Genomic DNA, 15426 nt, shown 5'->3' with positions numbered 1-15426 from the left:
CCCGTCACCCACCATCGCCACCCGGTGTCCCCGCTCCTGAAGATCACGAACCACCGCGTCCTTCTGGTCGGGCAGCACCTGGGCGAACACCTCGTCGAGACCGAGCCTGCCGGCGACGGAGTCGGCGACGTTGCGGGCGTCACCGGTCACGATGGCCACCCGCACGCCCTGCTCCTTGAGCTGTCGGACGGCGGACGCGGATTCGGGCCGGATCTCGTCGGCCAGGGCCAAGGCCCCGACGATGGCCCCGTCATCGATCACGTGCAGCACGGTCGAGCCCTGCTCCCGCCAGGGACGGGTGCGTTCGGCCAGTTCCTCGGGTTCGGTGAGCCCGAGTGACTCCAGCAGGGCGGGCCCGCCCACGTGCACCTCGATCCCGTCCACCATCGCCCGAACACCGTGCCCGGGCAGCGACTGGAAGTCGGTGGCCCTGGGGAGCGAACCGGTCTCGCGGGCCGCGTGGGTGATCGCCTTCGCGGAAGGGTGCTCGGAGTCGGCCTCGACGGAGCCGGCCAGGGACAGCATGCGCTCGGGCGACTCGCCATCCAGGGCGGTCATGTCCAGGACCGCGGGCGTGCCCTTGGTGAGGGTTCCGGTCTTGTCGAACAGCACCGTGTCCACCAGGCGGGTGCGCTCCAGTGACAGCCGGTCCTTGACGAGGATGCCGTTGCGCGCGGACAGCGTCGTGGAGATCGCGATGACCAGCGGGATCGCCAGGCCCAGGGCGTGGGGGCAGGCGATCACCAGCACCGTGACGGTCCGTTCGACCGCCTGGCTCGAATCCCCGATCAGCGGCCCCCAGACGAGCGAGGTGATGACGGCCGCGGACAGTGCGAACCAGAACAACAGCCCGGCGGCCCGGTCGGCGAGCGCCTGGGAACGCGAGCGCGACTCCTGCGCCTCGGAGACCAGGCGTTGGATCCCGGCGAGCGTGGTGTCGTCTCCGACTGCGTCCACACGGACCCGCAGGGCGGAGTCGGTGGCGACGGTCCCCGCGACCACACGGTCGCCGTCGGTTCGGGTGACCGTGCGGGATTCGCCGGTGATCATCGACTCGTCGACGTCGGCACGGCCCTGGAGCACGGTTCCGTCTGCGGGCACGCGTCCCCCGGACCGGACCAGGACGGTGTCGCCGGCGGCCAGCGCGGCGATGGGGATCTCCTCGACCTCGCCGTCGGCGCCTACGCGTTCGGTCTGGTCGGGCAGGAGTTCGGCGAGGGCCTCCAACGCTCCGGACGCCTGGCCCAGTGCCCGCATCTCCAGCCAGTGGCCGAGCAACATCACCACGACCAGGAGGACGAGCTCCCACCAAAAGTCCAGCTCCATGCCGACCACGCCGAAAGTGGCGAGCAGGCTGGAGCCGAAGGCGACGGTGATCGCCATGGCGACCAGGGTCATCATGCCCGGTTCGCGATCGCGCAGTTCGGCGGGAACCCCGGAGAGGAAGGGCCACCCGCCGTAGAGGAAGACGGCGGTACCGAGAAGCGGCGGTACCCAGGTGAGCGCGGCGGGAACGTCGTAGCCGAACCAACCGGCCACCATGTGGCTGGTGAACACCACCGGCACGCTCAGGAGCAGGCTCCACCAGAACCGCTTCCGGAACATGGCGGCGTGGTCGCCATGGCCCCCGTGTCCGCCATGGGCGCCGTGGCCGCCGTGGCCGCCGTGGCCGTCATGGTCACCGTGATCGTGCCCCGTGTGATCGGGGTGGCCGTGGGTGCCTGTGTTCATATCTACGTCCCTTCCCCCGAAAGCACCCTCCATGGGTTCCTTCGGCACGAATGTCCGCGATACCGCTCGCTTCCTTCGACAACACATACCCCCTCAGGGTATTCCGGGTCGATGTACGCGCCCCGACGAAAAAGAGCGCCCGTCGATCTCCTCGACGAGCGCTCCTCGTGTCCTTCTGTCGAGATCTAGGCCGCGACCTCGGATTCCTTGCCGTACCAGGGCCACCAGTAGACGGTGTGTCCATGCGGGATCATCCGGTCCAGGCGGATCGTCAGGCGCAACGCGAACCCTCCGGCGATCATCCCGGCCAACAGGTCCGTGAACCAGTGGAACTGCAGGTAGATCGACACGGTCGACTGCAGTAACGCGATACCCACGATGCAGTACGCCAGGCGTTTGATGATGTGTGGTCGGGCCGCGCCGAACCTGATGATCAAGAACAGCACCAGCCCGTAGATGAGGATCGCGTTGGCCCCGTGCCCCGATGGGAAGGCCACGTTCCCCGCTCCGGCGAAGAAGTCCGGGTCGTGGTACTTGGCGTGCCCCCGGTTGATGAACAGCTTCATCACCGAGACCATCGACATCATCCCGAAGACGCCACCCGCCCCGAGGATGATCGGCCGCCAGCTGCGGTGCCAGTAGGCCAGCTGGACCGTGGTCACGCCCAGGACCGGCAGGGCCACGTAACGGGAGGCCACGTTGTCGGGCCAGTAGATCAGTGGTTCGCGCAGCGCGTCCCAGTAGGGCCGATACGCATCGTTGAGGAAGTTGTCGACCGGGTGCAGTGGCCCGGCCGCGAGCATCGTCACGACGATCAGGGCCACAAAGAGCATGATCGCGAGCCGGTCCGAGGCGAGCCCCCACGCGATCTCGCTCACACTCGGCCACTTCACGGCGCGCACGACCGGCGGACCCGGGGCGAGCTCGTCGGCTCGGACCACGGGTATGGGACCGCTGTACGGGCCGGGCTCGGGTCTGCGCCGTTCCGGCTCGTGAGGCGGAGGTGTCTGTCTGGACCGTGCGCGCCTGGTCCTCGGAGAATGCGTCATGTGCTCAGTGCTGTCTCACACGTCGTGGGCTTGCCTGTGGCACTGCTGAGGCGTGGGGGACGGGCTAGCCGCGGTTGTCGGACTGGTTCTGACGTCCTCGGGGTCGACACCTGGTGCCGGTAACGTATCGAGGGGAATTTCTCCCCCGCACCCGGTTCGACGACCGAACCTTCAGGCTGGTTCGCGGTCTTCGCGACCGGCTTTTCGCAGGTTCGGTATTCCAAGACGAACAGATCGTCGTCGTCGATGTCTCCCACCCGCGCCGGCCCCACTCCAATTCCGTTCGCGCAGGTCAGGCGGCATCTTGGGCTGTGGCCGTGACGTCCACTACATTCCATCCGGCCTTTTTCCAGATATCGCCGACAGATGAGCCTACCCGGCCACGCTATGCCATTGGCGCTCCGACGGCCCGAATGTGATCCTTCCACCTCGGACTTTGCCGAAGCCTCCCCCGACCGATCCGCCCGCTTCACCTGGGCGCGATCCGTTCGTGAGGCTTTCGTTAGCGCCCCGTGCCCGAGGGTCCGGTCGACCCGTCCATGTGTGGCACTCTTCAAAGAGCTTGTCAGACAGTGGTGTGCGGGCCTCGAAGCCGGTCGCACCCGGGATGGAGAACGGAAGGGCCCTGGATGGTCGACCTCCCGCAGTTGCCGGATGATCCCTCGAAACTGGCCCGTGAGCCGTTGAGGGAGCAGATCCGGCAGGTTCTGGTCGAGGGCCTGTTGTCGGGTCGTTGGCAGCCGGGCGAGCGCATCGTCGAACGTCGCGTCGCCACCGAGCTCAAGGTGAGCCAGGCGCCGGTCCGCGAGGCCCTGCGCGAGCTGGAGACCCTGCGGCTCATCGAGACCGTGCCCAACAAGGGCGCCAGGGTCAGGGCGTTCGGCGTCCAGGACATGGCGGAGATCTATCCCGTGCGCGCCGGCCTGGAGCTCGTCGCCGCGCAGTTGGCCGCCCCACGTCTGGCCCAGGACCCGTCTCCGCTGGAGCGCGAGGTGGAGGCCCTGCGGGACGCGACCGCCAGGGGCGACGTCACCGACCAGATCCGGCACAGCGTGGAGTTCCATCGCGAGGTCGTCCGGGCGGCGAACAACAGCGTGCTGCTGCACACCTGGGAATCCCTGGGCGTGGAGGTGTGGACCGCACTCTCGGTGCGATGGCTCGACATGGAGCTGCACGCCAAGGCGGCCGACCACGCCCAGATCACCAAGGCCTTCCGTGAGGGCGATCCCTCCGTCGGCCGGATGCTCAGCGACCACGTCCTGAACTACGTCGAGGCGGCGCTGAAGACACACAAGGGCCGACACTGAAGGGACCCGATCCGGTACGGGTCTCGGTTCCGGGATCCGGGAGCGATCTGGTGTTATGCGCCGAACTTCGGGTATCTCCCGTAAAGTTGTATTGATCGATCATCGATCAGAACGTAGAGTGTGCGCGACACGCGTCACACCGCTACACGCGTACGCCCTGGTGACACGGGGTCGTTCATCCGGCCGGTGAACGAACTCGGGCCACCTCCCTGCGCATGCTTACCGCCCTCCAGACCGGGAAGCAATGCCCTCAAGGGTTTCGGCGCGACAACTGCACACGCGACCCGACTCACTTCGCGTCCACACGCGGGCCCGGCCACGGCCTCGGTGGACGCTCCCCGCAACAGCCACGGTGTCGCCGCCGATGAGCCCGGCGGCGACACACGCCCGGGCCACGCCTGACAGCGGGGCCCGAGCGGGCCAGGCCACCCGACCCACAGGCCGGGAGGGCAGGCCTTCTCGTACGTAGAAAGGCACGACATGGCTGACACGGCCAAGCCGAAGGGCGGCACCGCACGGTCCTCCACGACCAAGCGGCGCACCCGCAAGGACACGACCGGCCTCGGAAACGAGAAGCCGGAGACACTCCTCGACTACTACCGCCAGATGCTGTTCATCCGGCGCTTCGAGGAACGCACCGGCCAGGCCTACACGCAGGCCCGGATCGGCGGTTACTGCCACCTCAACCTCGGTGAGGAGGCCACCGTCGTCGGTCTGATGACGGCCCTCCAGGAGCGCGACTACCTGTTCACGAACTACCGTGACCACGGGTACGCGATCGGCAAGGGCATGGACCCCAAGCGGGTCATGGCCGAGCTCTACGGACGCGTCGACGGCGTGGCCAAGGGCTGGGGCGGGTCGATGCACATGTACGACACCGAGACCCGCATGCTCGGTGGTTACGGCATCGTCGGCGGTCAGCTGCCGTTGGCCACCGGTGCGGCCCTGGCCGTCACCTACCGCGGCGGCGACGAGGTCGTCATGTGCCAGATGGGCGACGGCACCACCAACATCGGCGCCTGGCACGAGTCCCTCAACATCGCCAAGCTGTGGAACCTGCCCGTCGTCTTCGTGGTGATCAACAACTTCACCGGTATGGGCACCACGGTGGACATGTCCTCCGCCGAGCCCGACCTGTACAAGCGCGGCGCGGCCTTCCGCATCGAGGGTGAGCGGGTGGACGGGCGTGACGTCCTCGCCGTGCGCGACACCGCCACCAGGCTGGTCGAACGCGCTCGCGAGGAGCAGACGCCGTTCCTGCTGGAGGCGTGGAGCTACCGGCAGAAGGGCCACTCGGTCGTCGACCCGGCCAAGTACCGCACCGACGAGCAGCGGGACAAGGCTCGCTCCGACGAGAACGATCCGATCGTGATCTTCGACGCCCAGTTGGCCAAGGCCGGCATCCTCACGGACGAACTCCGCGACGAGATCGCCGCCTCCGTCAAGGCCGAGGTCACCGAGGCCGCCGACTTCGCGGAGAACAGCCCCCACCCGGACCCGTCCACGCTCTTCGACTACACGTACGCCACCCCGGTTCCCAACGAGTCGCGGCGCATGCCCGCCGACCCGGTGTTCGCGGAGTAGGGAAGGAACCAGTCACATGTCCGTGATCACATACCGTCAGGCTCTGCGGGACACTCTGCGCGCCGAAATGGTGCGCGACGAGAACGTCCTCGTCATCGGCGAAGAGATCGGTGTCTTCGAGGGCTCCTACAAGATCACCGAGGGCCTCCTCAAGGAGTTCGGCCCCCGGCGCGTCAAGGACACCCCGATCGCCGAAGAGGGCTTCGTCGGCGCGGCCGTCGGCGCCGCCATGCTCGGCCTGCGCCCGGTCGTCGAACTCATGACGATCAACTTCTCGCTGATCGCCATCGACCAGATCATCAACCACGCCGCCAAGATCTACGGGATGTTCGGCGGCCAGACCAGCGTGCCCCTGGTCATCCGCACCCCCGGGGGCGGCGGCCAGCAGCTGGGAGCGACCCACTCCCAGAACATCGAGCTGTTCTACTCCTTCATCCCCGGTCTCAAGGTGATGGCTCCCAGCACCCCGGCCGAGGCCTCCTCGATGCTTCGCGCGGCCATCCGCGACGACGACCCGGTCCTGTTCCTGGAGAACCTGGGCCTGTACAACTCCAAGGGCGAGGTCCCCGACGACTACGCCGAGCCCGAGAACGACAACGCCGCCACCATCGGGCGCGCCGCGGTCACCCGCGAGGGCAGCGACATCACGTTGATCGGCTACTCCCGGATGGCCATGGTCGCGAACCAGGTCGCCGAGAAGCTGGCCAAGGAGGACGACATCAGCGTCGAGGTCGTCGACCTGCGCAGCCTGCGTCCGCTGGACCGGCAGACCTTCGTCGACTCGGTCAAGAAGACCGGTTCCGCGGTCATCTGCGAGGACGACTGGCTCACCTACGGGATCGGCGCTGAGATCGCCGCCTCGATCCAGGAGGGTGCCTTCGACTACCTGGACGCTCCGGTTCGCCGGGTGGCCATGGCCGAGGTGCCGATGCCCTACGCCAAGCCGCTGGAGACCGCGGCCCTGCCGTCGATCGAGTCGATCAGCACCGTGATCAAGGAGACCCTGAGCGCCGTCGGCAAACGGGTCGGGTAGAGGGAGATTCAATGAGCGAGATCCACATGCCGCGCCTCTCCGACACCATGGAGGAAGGCGTCATCTCCACCTGGGTGAAGAAGGTGGGGGACAAGGTTTCCTCCGGTGACGTGCTGGTCGAGATCGAGACCGACAAGGCCGTCATGGAGTACGAGGCCTACGAGGACGGCTACCTGGTCAAGCAGACCGCCTCCGAAGGCGACACCGTGGCGATCGGTGAGGTCATCGGCATCATCGGCGACTCCCCGGACGCGGTGCCCGAGGAGTCCGGTGGCTCTGACGCTCCTGCGGCCGAGGAGAAGGCCGCCGAGCCCGAGGAGAGGGCCGAGAGCGAGGAGGAGCCCGCCGAGGCGACCTCCTCCGCCCCGGCCGAGCCCACCGCCCCGGCGGGCGACGCCGACGGTCCCCGTCCGCGCACCTCCCCGCTGGCCCGCAGGCTGGCCAAGGAGTACGGCCTGGACATCACCAAGGTCCAGGGGTCCGGGCCCAAGGGCCGGATCGTGCGCGCCGACATCGAGGCCGCGGCCAAGGACGGGTACGCCGCCCAGGACGTTCCCGCCGCCGAGGAGAAGGCCGCTCCGAGCGCGCCCACCAAGGCGCCCGCGGCGCAGTCCTTCGACGACGGTCGCGACTCCGAGGAGCTCAAGACCAGCAACGTGCGCAAGGTGATCGCGCGCCGTCTGACCGAGAGCAAGCAGACGGTCCCGCACTTCTACCTGCGCCGCGCGATCGACGCCGAGGCTCTCAAGGCCTTCCGTGCCCAGATCAACGAGCAGCTGTCGAGCACGGGCGTCAAGATCAGCTTCAACGACCTGATCGTCAAGGCGTGCGCCACCGCGCTCAAGCTCCACCCGGCGGTCAACACCTCCTGGGTGGAGGACAAGCTGATCCAGCACCACCGGGTCAACGTCGGTGTGGCGGTGGCCGTGGACGCCGGTCTGGTCGTTCCGGTGCTGCACGACACGGACAAGGCCACGCTGTCGGAGATCTCCACCCGTACGCGTGACCTGGCGGGCAAGGCCCGTGACAACAAGCTCAAGCCGCAGGAGATGAGCGGCGGCACGTTCAGCGTGTCCAACCTGGGCATGTTCGGTGTGGACAGCTTCTCCGCGGTGATCAACCCGCCGGAGGCCGCGATCCTGGCCGTGGGCGCCATGCGGCCGGAGCCGACGGTCGTGGACGGTGAGGTGCAGGTGCGCAACCGCATCTCCCTGGAACTGTCCGTCGACCACCGCGCGGTGGACGGGGCCGTCGGCGCCGCGTTCCTCAAGGACCTCGCGGAGATCCTCGAAGAGCCCATGCGGATCATCCTGTAGGTCATCGGCGGCGCTTCGTGCGTCGGTGAAGTCGAACGCCCCGGTCGGGCCCTCCGGCCGGGGCGTTCGCCGTTGCCGGCATGATCGACGCATCACCATGGAAAGGCCGCACAGTATGACGAACCACCTCTGGTCCGCCGAGCGGATCGGCGCCCTCGGCACGCTCCTGCGGAACACCGACCCCGGGAAGTGGACCGAGGCCGACCTGTCCCGGATGGCGGTCGAACAGGGCTGGCGTTGGGAGGCCGGAGAGTGGGGTCCGATCCTGCGCACGCGCTCCTACGGTGACGCGTGGTTGCGTCCGGTCGACGACTCCGTGGAGATCCACGTGACCCGGGAGGAGTACGTCGGCCTGCACTTCCCGTTGGGACGGATCGACGGTGGGGTCCGGGAACAGGTCGAGGCGTTCCATGACGCGGGCCGCGCCCTGCGCCGGGCTCTGGGCGAACCGAACGTCATCGGTTCCGATGACGAACGCCCCTTCCACGGTGAGAGCCCCCACTGGGGCACCCCCTTCCTGCGTTGGCGCCGGAGCGAGCACAGCCTGGATCTGCGCGCAGGCCACGAGGGCCCGATCCTGTGCCTGGTCCCGACCTCCCCCGCCGAGGGCTGGTACTGGTACGAGCGTGAACACGGGGGCGACATGACCGCCGGTTTCCTCGGGGTGTCCATGACCGGCGACGTCGGCGGCATGTCCATCGCGGGGATCACCCGATTCGACGACTGGAGGTCCTACGCGCGCAGACTCGTCGACGTCTTCCGCACCATGCCCGCCGAACTGGCCGCTCTGGGCCACGAACGTTCCTTCGGCTTCCACGGTCGCTTCCCCGGTGAGGAGAGCGGACCTTGGGTCTTCCACTTCGAACTCGGCGGGTACGTACGACTGGGCCTGGACGAGGTCGCGGCCAACGCGTTGCGGAACAGTTCCGAGGCACCCGACCCGGAGGAGTTCGGCTGGGTCGAGGCCACCGAGGAACGCCATCTGAAGATGGACGTCACCCACGTCTCCCCCTCCTACCGCTTCGACGAGGTCAACGCCGTGCGCCTGGCGATGCTCGTGTTGGAGACCGCCGAAGCCCTGGGGATCCCCACCCCCGAGGACCTATCGCTGACCGACGGCGGCGACACCATCCCGATGCCCGGTGGCGGGTGGCGTGAGGCCTATCAGATCAGCGACTACGGGCTCGGTGTGACCGGGAACCCCTGATCCGGGCGGGTACCGTCCGCGCATGAGCCTTGTACTGCACCTGACCGAGCTGTCCCGGTGGACGGCCGGCGGAGACATCGAAGCCGCGTCCTTGAACACCGAGGGATACCTTCACGCCTCCCCCGACGAGGCGACCATGCTCGCTGTGGCGAACGCCTTCTACGCCGACCCCGCCGAACCCCTGGTGGTCCTGGTGGTGGACGCCGACCTGGTGGACGCCGAGGTCCGTTGGGAGTCCGCCGCCCCCGCTCCCCCGCCCGGTGTGGGCTCCGACGTGCGCTTCCCCCACCTCCACGGTCCCATCCCCCGTCGCGCCGTGACATCGGTGCTGCGGCCCGTCCGTGATGCCTCGGGACGCTACACGGCGTTGGTGGAGGGCCGCCCCACCGCGTGAGTGCGCGGTCGACCGGTCGATGACACGACAAGTCGATTTGGGGACACAGTGACTTGGGGACACGGCGACGTGCCGCCAAGACGATGGGCCGAAACGACGAAGGACTTGTCCACAGCCTGTGGACAAGTCCTTCGCTCCGCCGCTCGGGTGGGTCGGCTCAGGCGTGCCCGAGCCCGGTCTGGTCGGGCACCACGTTGCTGTGCTGGCCGACGCTCACGGGGATCGTGTGACGGGCCCGCCCCTTGTCGATCCCGAGGAACCGGTTCAGGTGGCCCTTCTTGCCGACCACGAACCAGGCGATCGCCCCGAACAGGGGGAACCAGAGGATGAAGATCACCCACAGGAGCTTGCCCCCGGTCGAGGTGTCACTGTTGGCGAGGGCGGAGCCGACCGCCGCGACGACCATCACCACGACCGCGAGGAACGCGAGCCCGATGAGGACGCCGGTGATCCCGCCCATCCAGGCGACCGTCCGACCGCTGGTGTCCGTCAGTTGGGCCAACCGCTCCAACTGCGGCGTCTCCGACAGGTTCGTGATCATGACTCCCCCAAGCATGATGTGGCTAACCTGCTACACAGAGTAATAATCGTGGTCGTCAAGGAAGTACATTCCTTCGGTTACGGGCGTTTCCCCCTTGTGCCCCCACGGGTTCCGATTCCGTGGTCCCCTCGCGGTCGGAGCCCCCCTACTTACCGGTAGCACCCCCCACCAGGCCTTTCCACTGCTTTACTGGTGCCATGGGCGAGCTTCGGCGATCTGGCAACAACATTTCGACCCTCCGACCCCCGACCGGCGCCGCCGGGGAAACCGGCACCCACGACCACCGAATCACGAGAGCCCCCACCCGCTCGGGGACCCCCGCCCCAAGGGTCCGGTGAACGGTGGCCAGGCGACCCCGATACCTCTGGCTGGCCGAACAACTGCGCGCTCCCATCCTCAGAGGGGAGATGACCCCGGGAACCCGGTTGCCCTCCCGCACCCGTCTGGCCCGCTCCTACCGGGTCAGCGAGCAGATCTCCCGTACCGCGCTGCGGCTCCTGGTCACCGAGGGTCTCGTCGAGTCCAGACCCGGATCCGGGTACTTCGTTCGCGCCGTCCCCGAGGTGTTCCGGCTCTCCCGCACCGACTCCACCTCGGGTTCCGGGCTGGGAGGGCTGAGCCGAGAACGGGTCGGCACCGAACAGGAACGTAGTTCCGGCCGGCTCACCGCCCGGCTGCGGCTACGTGACGGCGACCCGGTGTACCGGACCACCTCCCGCGGTCTGCACGACGACCGTTCGGTCACCCTGCACCTCTCGTGGGAGCCGGCGGTCCTCACCGCCGGAACCCTGCGCACCCCCTTCGACGCCGCCGACGTGGGCCCCCTGCAACGGCTCGGCTCCGTGGGACATCCCGTCGATCGGGTCGTGGAAGAGGTCGGGATCCGCATCCTGCGCGATTCGGAGGCCGAGCTGCTCGACATCCCGCCCGGGGTCCCGGTTCTCGTCGTGGAACGGACCCACTTCAGCGGTGACCGCCCGGTGGAGACCTCCGACCTCATCGGCTCCGCCGAACAGTGTCGACTTCTCTACAAACTGTCCCTGGCCCGCCCCCGTGGCCTCGGACCCCCGACCTGAACCGGACACAAGGATCCGGCCACCACGCTCGGGCAGGACGAGCGCATGGCGAAGGGCGGTGGCCCGTCTCTCCCGCAGGAGGAACGAACCACCGCCCTCAGGTCGCACCCGACCGGACGGGCATCCGGAACCGACGCCCGATCATGTCGCGGATCAGGCCCGGGTGAACTCCTTGGCCACGACCTCGGCGATCTGCGCGGTGTTCAGCGCGGCGCCCTTACGCAGGTTGTCCCCGCACAGGAACAGGTCCAGCGACTTGGGGTCGTCGATCGACTGACGGATACGACCGACCCAGGTCGGGTCGGTGCCCACCACGTCGTTCGGGGTCGGGAACTCACCCTTGGCGGGGTCGTCCAGGACCTCGACACCCTCGGCGCCGCCCAGCAGCTTGCGGGCGTCGTCGGCGGCGACCTCGCTGTCGAAGGTCGCGTGCACGACCAGCGAGTGCGTGGTGATCACCGGGACGCGGACACAGGTCGCGGAGACCTTCAGGTCCGGCAGGCCCAGGATCTTGCGGGACTCGTTGCGGACCTTCAGTTCCTCGGAGGACCAGCCGTCGTCCTTGAGCGAACCCGCCCACGGCACGACGTTGTAGGCCAGCGGTGCCGGGAACGGGCCCAGCTCGTCGACGGCCTCGCGCATGTCGCGCCCCTTGTCACCGAGGGTGCGGTCCGCCCCGGCCTTGGCCATCTGGTCGCGCAGGACGTCGATGCCCTCCTGGCCGGCGCCGGAGGCGGCCTGGTAGGAGGAGACCACGAGCTCCTTGACGCCGTAGGTGCGGTGCAGGGCACCGATCGCCACGATCATCGAGAGGGTGGTGCAGTTCGGGTTGGAGATGATGCCGCGCGGACGGTTGCGGACCTGGTCCGAGTTGACCTCGGGCACCACCAGCGGAACGTCCGGGTCGAGCCGGAAGGCACCGGAGTTGTCGACGGCGACGGCGCCGCGGGCGGCGGCGATCGGCGCCCACTCCTTGGACACCTCGTCCGGTACGTCGAACATGGCGACGTCGACACCATCGAAGACCTCGGGGGTCAGGGCCTGGACCACGACGTCCTCGCCGCGAACGCTCAGGACCTTGCCGGCGCTGCGCGCGGAGGCGACGAGACGGATCTCGCCCCAGACGTTCTCGCGCTGGGTGAGGATCCCCCGCATGACGGTGCCGACCGCGCCGGTCGCTCCGACGAGGGCGAGGGTGGGAAGACGGTTACTCATCGGCCGGTACCTCCGTAGACGACAGCTTCGACCTGGTCGGCGTCGAGCTGGAACTCACTGTGCGCGGCCTGGACCGCGGCGTCGACCTGGTCTTCCTCGACGATGACCGAGATGCGGATCTCCGAGGTGGAGATCATCTCGACGTTGGTGCCGGAAGTGGCGATGGAGTCGAAGAAGCGGGCGGTCACACCCGGGTAGGAACGCATGCCGGCGCCGATCAACGAGACCTTGCCGATCTTGTCGTCGTAGCGCAGGGAGTCGTAGCCGACCTTGTCCTGGACCTTCTTCAAGGAGTCGACGGCCTGCTTGCCGGAGTCCTTGGGGACGGTGAAGGAGATGTCGGTGCGCGAGGTGGAGACCGCCGACACGTTCTGCACGATCATGTCGATGTTGATCTCGGCGTCCGCGAGCGCCTTGAAGATCGTCGCGGCCTCACCGACCTTGTCGGGGACGCCTACGACGGTGATCTTGGCTTCGCTCCGGTCGAAAGAGACCCCGGAGATGATCGGCTGTTCCATGCCTACGCTTTCCTCGACTTCCGAAACGATCCACGTGCCGGGCTTCTGGCTGAACGACGAGCGGACGTGCAGGGGGATGTTGAACTGGCGCGCGTACTCGACGCAGCGCAGGTGCAGGATCTTGGTGCCGCTGGCGGCCATCTCCAGCATCTCCTCGTAGGAGATCTGCGGGATGCGCTGAGCGGTGGGCACGACACGCGGGTCGGCGGTGAACACGCCGTCCACGTCGCTGTAGATCTCGCAGGCGTCGGCGTTGAGCGCGCCCGCAAGAGCGACGGCGGTGGTGTCCGAACCACCACGGCCCAGGGACGTGATGTCCTTCGTGTCCTGGGAGACGCCCTGGAAACCGGCGACGATGCAGATCGCACCCTCGCCGACGGCTTCCTGGATGCGCCCGGGCGTCACGTCGATGATCTTGGCGTTGCCGTGCAACGACGTGGTGATGACTCCGGCCTGGGAGCCGGTGAAGGAGCGAGCCTCGTACCCGAGGTTCTCGATGGCCATGGCCACGAGTGCCATGGACATGCGCTCACCCGCGGTGACGAGCATGTCGAGCTCGCGGGCGGGTGGCATCGGAGAGACCTGTTCGGCCAGGTCCAGCAGTTCGTCGGTCGTGTCGCCCATCGCGGAGACGACGACCACGACGTCATGTCCCGCCTTTTTCTGAGCCACGATCCTTTGGGCTACTCGCTTGATGGCTTCCGCGTCGGCCACGGAAGACCCACCGTACTTCTGCACGATTAGGGCCACGATCGATGCTCCTGAGGAGTTGGGATCAAGACAATTCACAAGGGAGTGTAGTCAGCGACGCCTCGCCGTACCCGTTCCGACCTGCGATGGAAGGGCGTGGCGTCTTGACACACCAGCGCTCGGGCCTACCCGCTCGAACGGAGGTTACTCATATTTCGGCCCCATTACGGGCGAATGTGAGCTAGAACTCCAGGCTTCGACGGCCTTCGAAGGCACGACCCAAAGTGACCTCATCGGCGTACTCCAGGTCGCCGCCGACGGGCAGACCGCTGGCCAGGCGGGTGACTTTCAGGCCCATGGGTTTGACCAACCGCGCCAGGTAGGTCGCGGTGGCCTCCCCTTCCAGATTGGGGTCGGTCGCCAGGATCAACTCGGTCACCTGGCCGTCGGCCAGGCGGGTCATGAGTTCCTTGACACGCAGGTCGTCCGGGCCCACGCCCTCGATGGGGCTGATGGCGCCGCCGAGCACGTGGTAGCGGCCCCGGAACTCCCGGGTGCGCTCGATGGCGACGACGTCCTTGGACTCCTCCACGACGCAGATGACCGCGGCGTCGCGGCGGGCGTCACGGCAGATTCGGCACTCGGTCTCTTCGGCGACGTTGCCGCAGATGGAGCAGAAGCGGACCCGCTCCTTGACCTCGACGAGTGCGTTGACCAGGCGCTTGACGTCCGCGTGTTCGGCGGACAGCAGATGGAAGGCGATGCGTTGCGCGCTTTTCGGACCGACGCCGGGCAGCCGCCCGAGCTCGTCGATCAGATTCTGAACCGCGCCTTCGTACATGCCTACCCACTCGGTCGGAACCGGGGTCGACCCGGCGGGGCCGTTGCCGCCCCTTGTGTCTCCCACCGTATCGGGGGCCGATGACCTCTTCGGACAGTGGTCCGGCAAAGGAGAGAAGGTGTCTTGGCCGCACCGCCCCGGCCTTGCCACCGGGACGGTGCCATCCCCTCAGACCTTCCGACGAGGCCTCGGCTCATCGGAAGGGGGCCCGGGCCCTGTTTCGTGAACCACGGGGACCCCGTTCGGGCACCGTCAGAAGGTGTCCCCTCCAGGCCGTCGCCGGCTCCCGGGCACCCGCACAGAAGTGGAACCGCCTAGAAGCCGGGCAGGCCGGGGATGCCGCCGCCCCCGGGCATGCCCTCGGTCAGCGGGCCCATCTTCTCCTGCTGGAGGCGCTCGACCTGCGCCTCGGCGTCACGGATGGCCGCCAGGACCAGGTCCGCGATGGTCTGGGAGGTCTCCTCCGCGTCGGCGGGGTCGACGGCCTTGGGGTCGACGGTGATGTCCTCGACCTGTCCGCGTCCGCTCAGCTTGACCTTGACCAGGCCACCACCGGAGGTGCCCTCGACCTCGGCGTCCTCCAGGGCCTGCTGAGCCTCCACAAGCTGCTGCTGCATCTGCTGGGCCTGCTGGAGCAGGGCCTGCATGTCCATTCCGCCAGGGTTCACGGCCGTCTCCTCGCCGCACTCGAGGTGCTGGGTCTCTTTCCGGATGTCACTTGTCTGTGAGGGTAGTCGGTACATCCGGTGCCGTTCCCGTGTGAACGGCGTGGTTCCCGGGATCCGCGCACCGCGCTCCGCTCCCCCGATCCGCCCGATGGCACGCGGGGGGGCGCGTGCGCGTTCGGCGCACGGTCGTTCGGGCGGGTCGGGGACCGCCTCGTCACGGGGAGGACTTGGTCGCACCGTTGATCTGATTTCACCA

At 68.0% G+C, this 15426-nt stretch carries 14 protein-coding genes; 7 read left to right on the top strand and 7 right to left on the bottom strand.

Going from position 1 to position 15426, the window contains the following annotated elements; all coding sequences use genetic code 11:
• The coding region (locus tag K8V84_RS20165) for a heavy metal translocating P-type ATPase (RefSeq protein ID WP_304077304.1) at positions 1–1605 on the bottom strand (1605 nt) is incomplete at its 3' end.
• Positions 1606–1916: 311 nt separating this feature from the next.
• Positions 1917–2633 (bottom strand): phosphatase PAP2 family protein, encoded by a 717-nt coding sequence (locus K8V84_RS20160; protein ID WP_304077302.1) that lies wholly within the window; start codon positions 2631–2633, stop codon positions 1917–1919.
• Between the two features lie 776 nt (positions 2634–3409).
• Here K8V84_RS20160 and K8V84_RS20155 point away from each other — a divergent pair.
• From K8V84_RS20155 to K8V84_RS20130, 6 genes are all read left to right on the top strand, one after another.
• On the top strand, positions 3410–4087 hold the full coding sequence (locus K8V84_RS20155; RefSeq protein WP_304077297.1) for a GntR family transcriptional regulator: 678 nt from the start codon (positions 3410–3412) through the stop codon (positions 4085–4087).
• 480 nt (positions 4088–4567) lie between these two features.
• The gene (pdhA, locus tag K8V84_RS20150) at positions 4568–5671 is read left to right on the top strand and encodes a pyruvate dehydrogenase (acetyl-transferring) E1 component subunit alpha (protein WP_304077294.1); all 1104 of its coding nucleotides are present in this window, start codon (positions 4568–4570) and stop codon (positions 5669–5671) included.
• 16 nt (positions 5672–5687) lie between these two features.
• Complete coding sequence (locus K8V84_RS20145) at positions 5688–6704, top strand: alpha-ketoacid dehydrogenase subunit beta (protein ID WP_304077291.1); 1017 nt, start codon at positions 5688–5690, stop codon at positions 6702–6704.
• An 11-nt stretch (positions 6705–6715) separates the two neighbouring features.
• On the top strand, positions 6716–8020 hold the full coding sequence (locus tag K8V84_RS20140) for a dihydrolipoamide acetyltransferase family protein (RefSeq protein ID WP_304077288.1): 1305 nt from the start codon (positions 6716–6718) through the stop codon (positions 8018–8020).
• Positions 8021–8135: 115 nt separating this feature from the next.
• Positions 8136–9227, top strand: coding sequence for a hypothetical protein (locus tag K8V84_RS20135; protein WP_304077286.1), 1092 nt, complete (start codon positions 8136–8138; stop codon positions 9225–9227).
• A 22-nt stretch (positions 9228–9249) separates the two neighbouring features.
• Positions 9250–9621, top strand: coding sequence for a DUF952 domain-containing protein (locus K8V84_RS20130; protein WP_304077283.1), 372 nt, complete (start codon positions 9250–9252; stop codon positions 9619–9621).
• A 157-nt stretch (positions 9622–9778) separates the two neighbouring features.
• Here the strand turns inward: K8V84_RS20130 and K8V84_RS20125 are convergent, their stop codons facing one another.
• Positions 9779–10162, bottom strand: coding sequence for a PLD nuclease N-terminal domain-containing protein (locus K8V84_RS20125; RefSeq protein WP_304077280.1), 384 nt, complete (start codon positions 10160–10162; stop codon positions 9779–9781).
• Between the two features lie 341 nt (positions 10163–10503).
• Between K8V84_RS20125 and K8V84_RS20120 the strand changes: the two genes are divergently transcribed.
• Positions 10504–11238 (top strand): GntR family transcriptional regulator, encoded by a 735-nt coding sequence (locus K8V84_RS20120; protein WP_304077278.1) that lies wholly within the window; start codon positions 10504–10506, stop codon positions 11236–11238.
• Between the two features lie 153 nt (positions 11239–11391).
• Here K8V84_RS20120 and K8V84_RS20115 read toward each other — a convergent pair whose 3' ends face one another.
• From K8V84_RS20115 to K8V84_RS20100, 4 genes are all read right to left on the bottom strand, one after another.
• Positions 11392–12453, bottom strand: coding sequence for an aspartate-semialdehyde dehydrogenase (locus tag K8V84_RS20115; protein WP_304077276.1), 1062 nt, complete (start codon positions 12451–12453; stop codon positions 11392–11394).
• A complete protein-coding gene (locus K8V84_RS20110) occupies positions 12450–13721 on the bottom strand; it encodes an aspartate kinase (protein ID WP_304077273.1) in 1272 nt (423 codons plus the stop codon). Before K8V84_RS20110 ends, K8V84_RS20115 begins: the two co-directional genes overlap by 4 nt.
• 181 nt (positions 13722–13902) lie before the next feature.
• On the bottom strand, positions 13903–14502 hold the full coding sequence (recR, locus tag K8V84_RS20105; RefSeq protein WP_304077270.1) for a recombination mediator RecR: 600 nt from the start codon (positions 14500–14502) through the stop codon (positions 13903–13905).
• Between the two features lie 314 nt (positions 14503–14816).
• Positions 14817–15155 carry a YbaB/EbfC family nucleoid-associated protein gene (locus K8V84_RS20100; RefSeq protein WP_304077299.1) on the bottom strand — a complete coding sequence of 113 codons (339 nt, stop codon included), beginning with the start codon at positions 15153–15155 and terminating at the stop codon, positions 14817–14819.
• Positions 15156–15426 lie beyond the last annotated feature (271 nt).

Origin of the sequence: Nocardiopsis listeri, from assembly GCF_020741345.1 — a bacterium.
GTDB classification, from domain to species: Bacteria; Actinomycetota; Actinomycetes; order Streptosporangiales; family Streptosporangiaceae; genus Nocardiopsis; species Nocardiopsis listeri_A.
This window is presented reverse-complemented; position numbering and strand designations above follow the sequence as displayed.

What these genes read in the sequence shown, in the direction of transcription:
- K8V84_RS20155 (WP_304077297.1), top strand. Translation starts at nt 3,410, where the DNA reads ATGGTCGACCTCCCGCAGTTGCCGGATGATCCCTCGAAACTGGCCCGT.
- pdhA (WP_304077294.1), top strand. Translation starts at nt 4,568, where the DNA reads ATGGCTGACACGGCCAAGCCGAAGGGCGGCACCGCACGGTCCTCCACG.
- K8V84_RS20145 (WP_304077291.1), top strand. Translation starts at nt 5,688, where the DNA reads ATGTCCGTGATCACATACCGTCAGGCTCTGCGGGACACTCTGCGCGCC.
- K8V84_RS20140 (WP_304077288.1), top strand. Translation starts at nt 6,716, where the DNA reads ATGAGCGAGATCCACATGCCGCGCCTCTCCGACACCATGGAGGAAGGC.
- K8V84_RS20135 (WP_304077286.1), top strand. Translation starts at nt 8,136, where the DNA reads ATGACGAACCACCTCTGGTCCGCCGAGCGGATCGGCGCCCTCGGCACG.
- K8V84_RS20130 (WP_304077283.1), top strand. Translation starts at nt 9,250, where the DNA reads ATGAGCCTTGTACTGCACCTGACCGAGCTGTCCCGGTGGACGGCCGGC.
- K8V84_RS20125 (WP_304077280.1), bottom strand. Translation starts at nt 10,162, where the DNA reads ATGATCACGAACCTGTCGGAGACGCCGCAGTTGGAGCGGTTGGCCCAA.
- K8V84_RS20115 (WP_304077276.1), bottom strand. Translation starts at nt 12,453, where the DNA reads ATGAGTAACCGTCTTCCCACCCTCGCCCTCGTCGGAGCGACCGGCGCG.
- recR (WP_304077270.1), bottom strand. Translation starts at nt 14,502, where the DNA reads ATGTACGAAGGCGCGGTTCAGAATCTGATCGACGAGCTCGGGCGGCTG.
- K8V84_RS20100 (WP_304077299.1), bottom strand. Translation starts at nt 15,155, where the DNA reads ATGGACATGCAGGCCCTGCTCCAGCAGGCCCAGCAGATGCAGCAGCAG.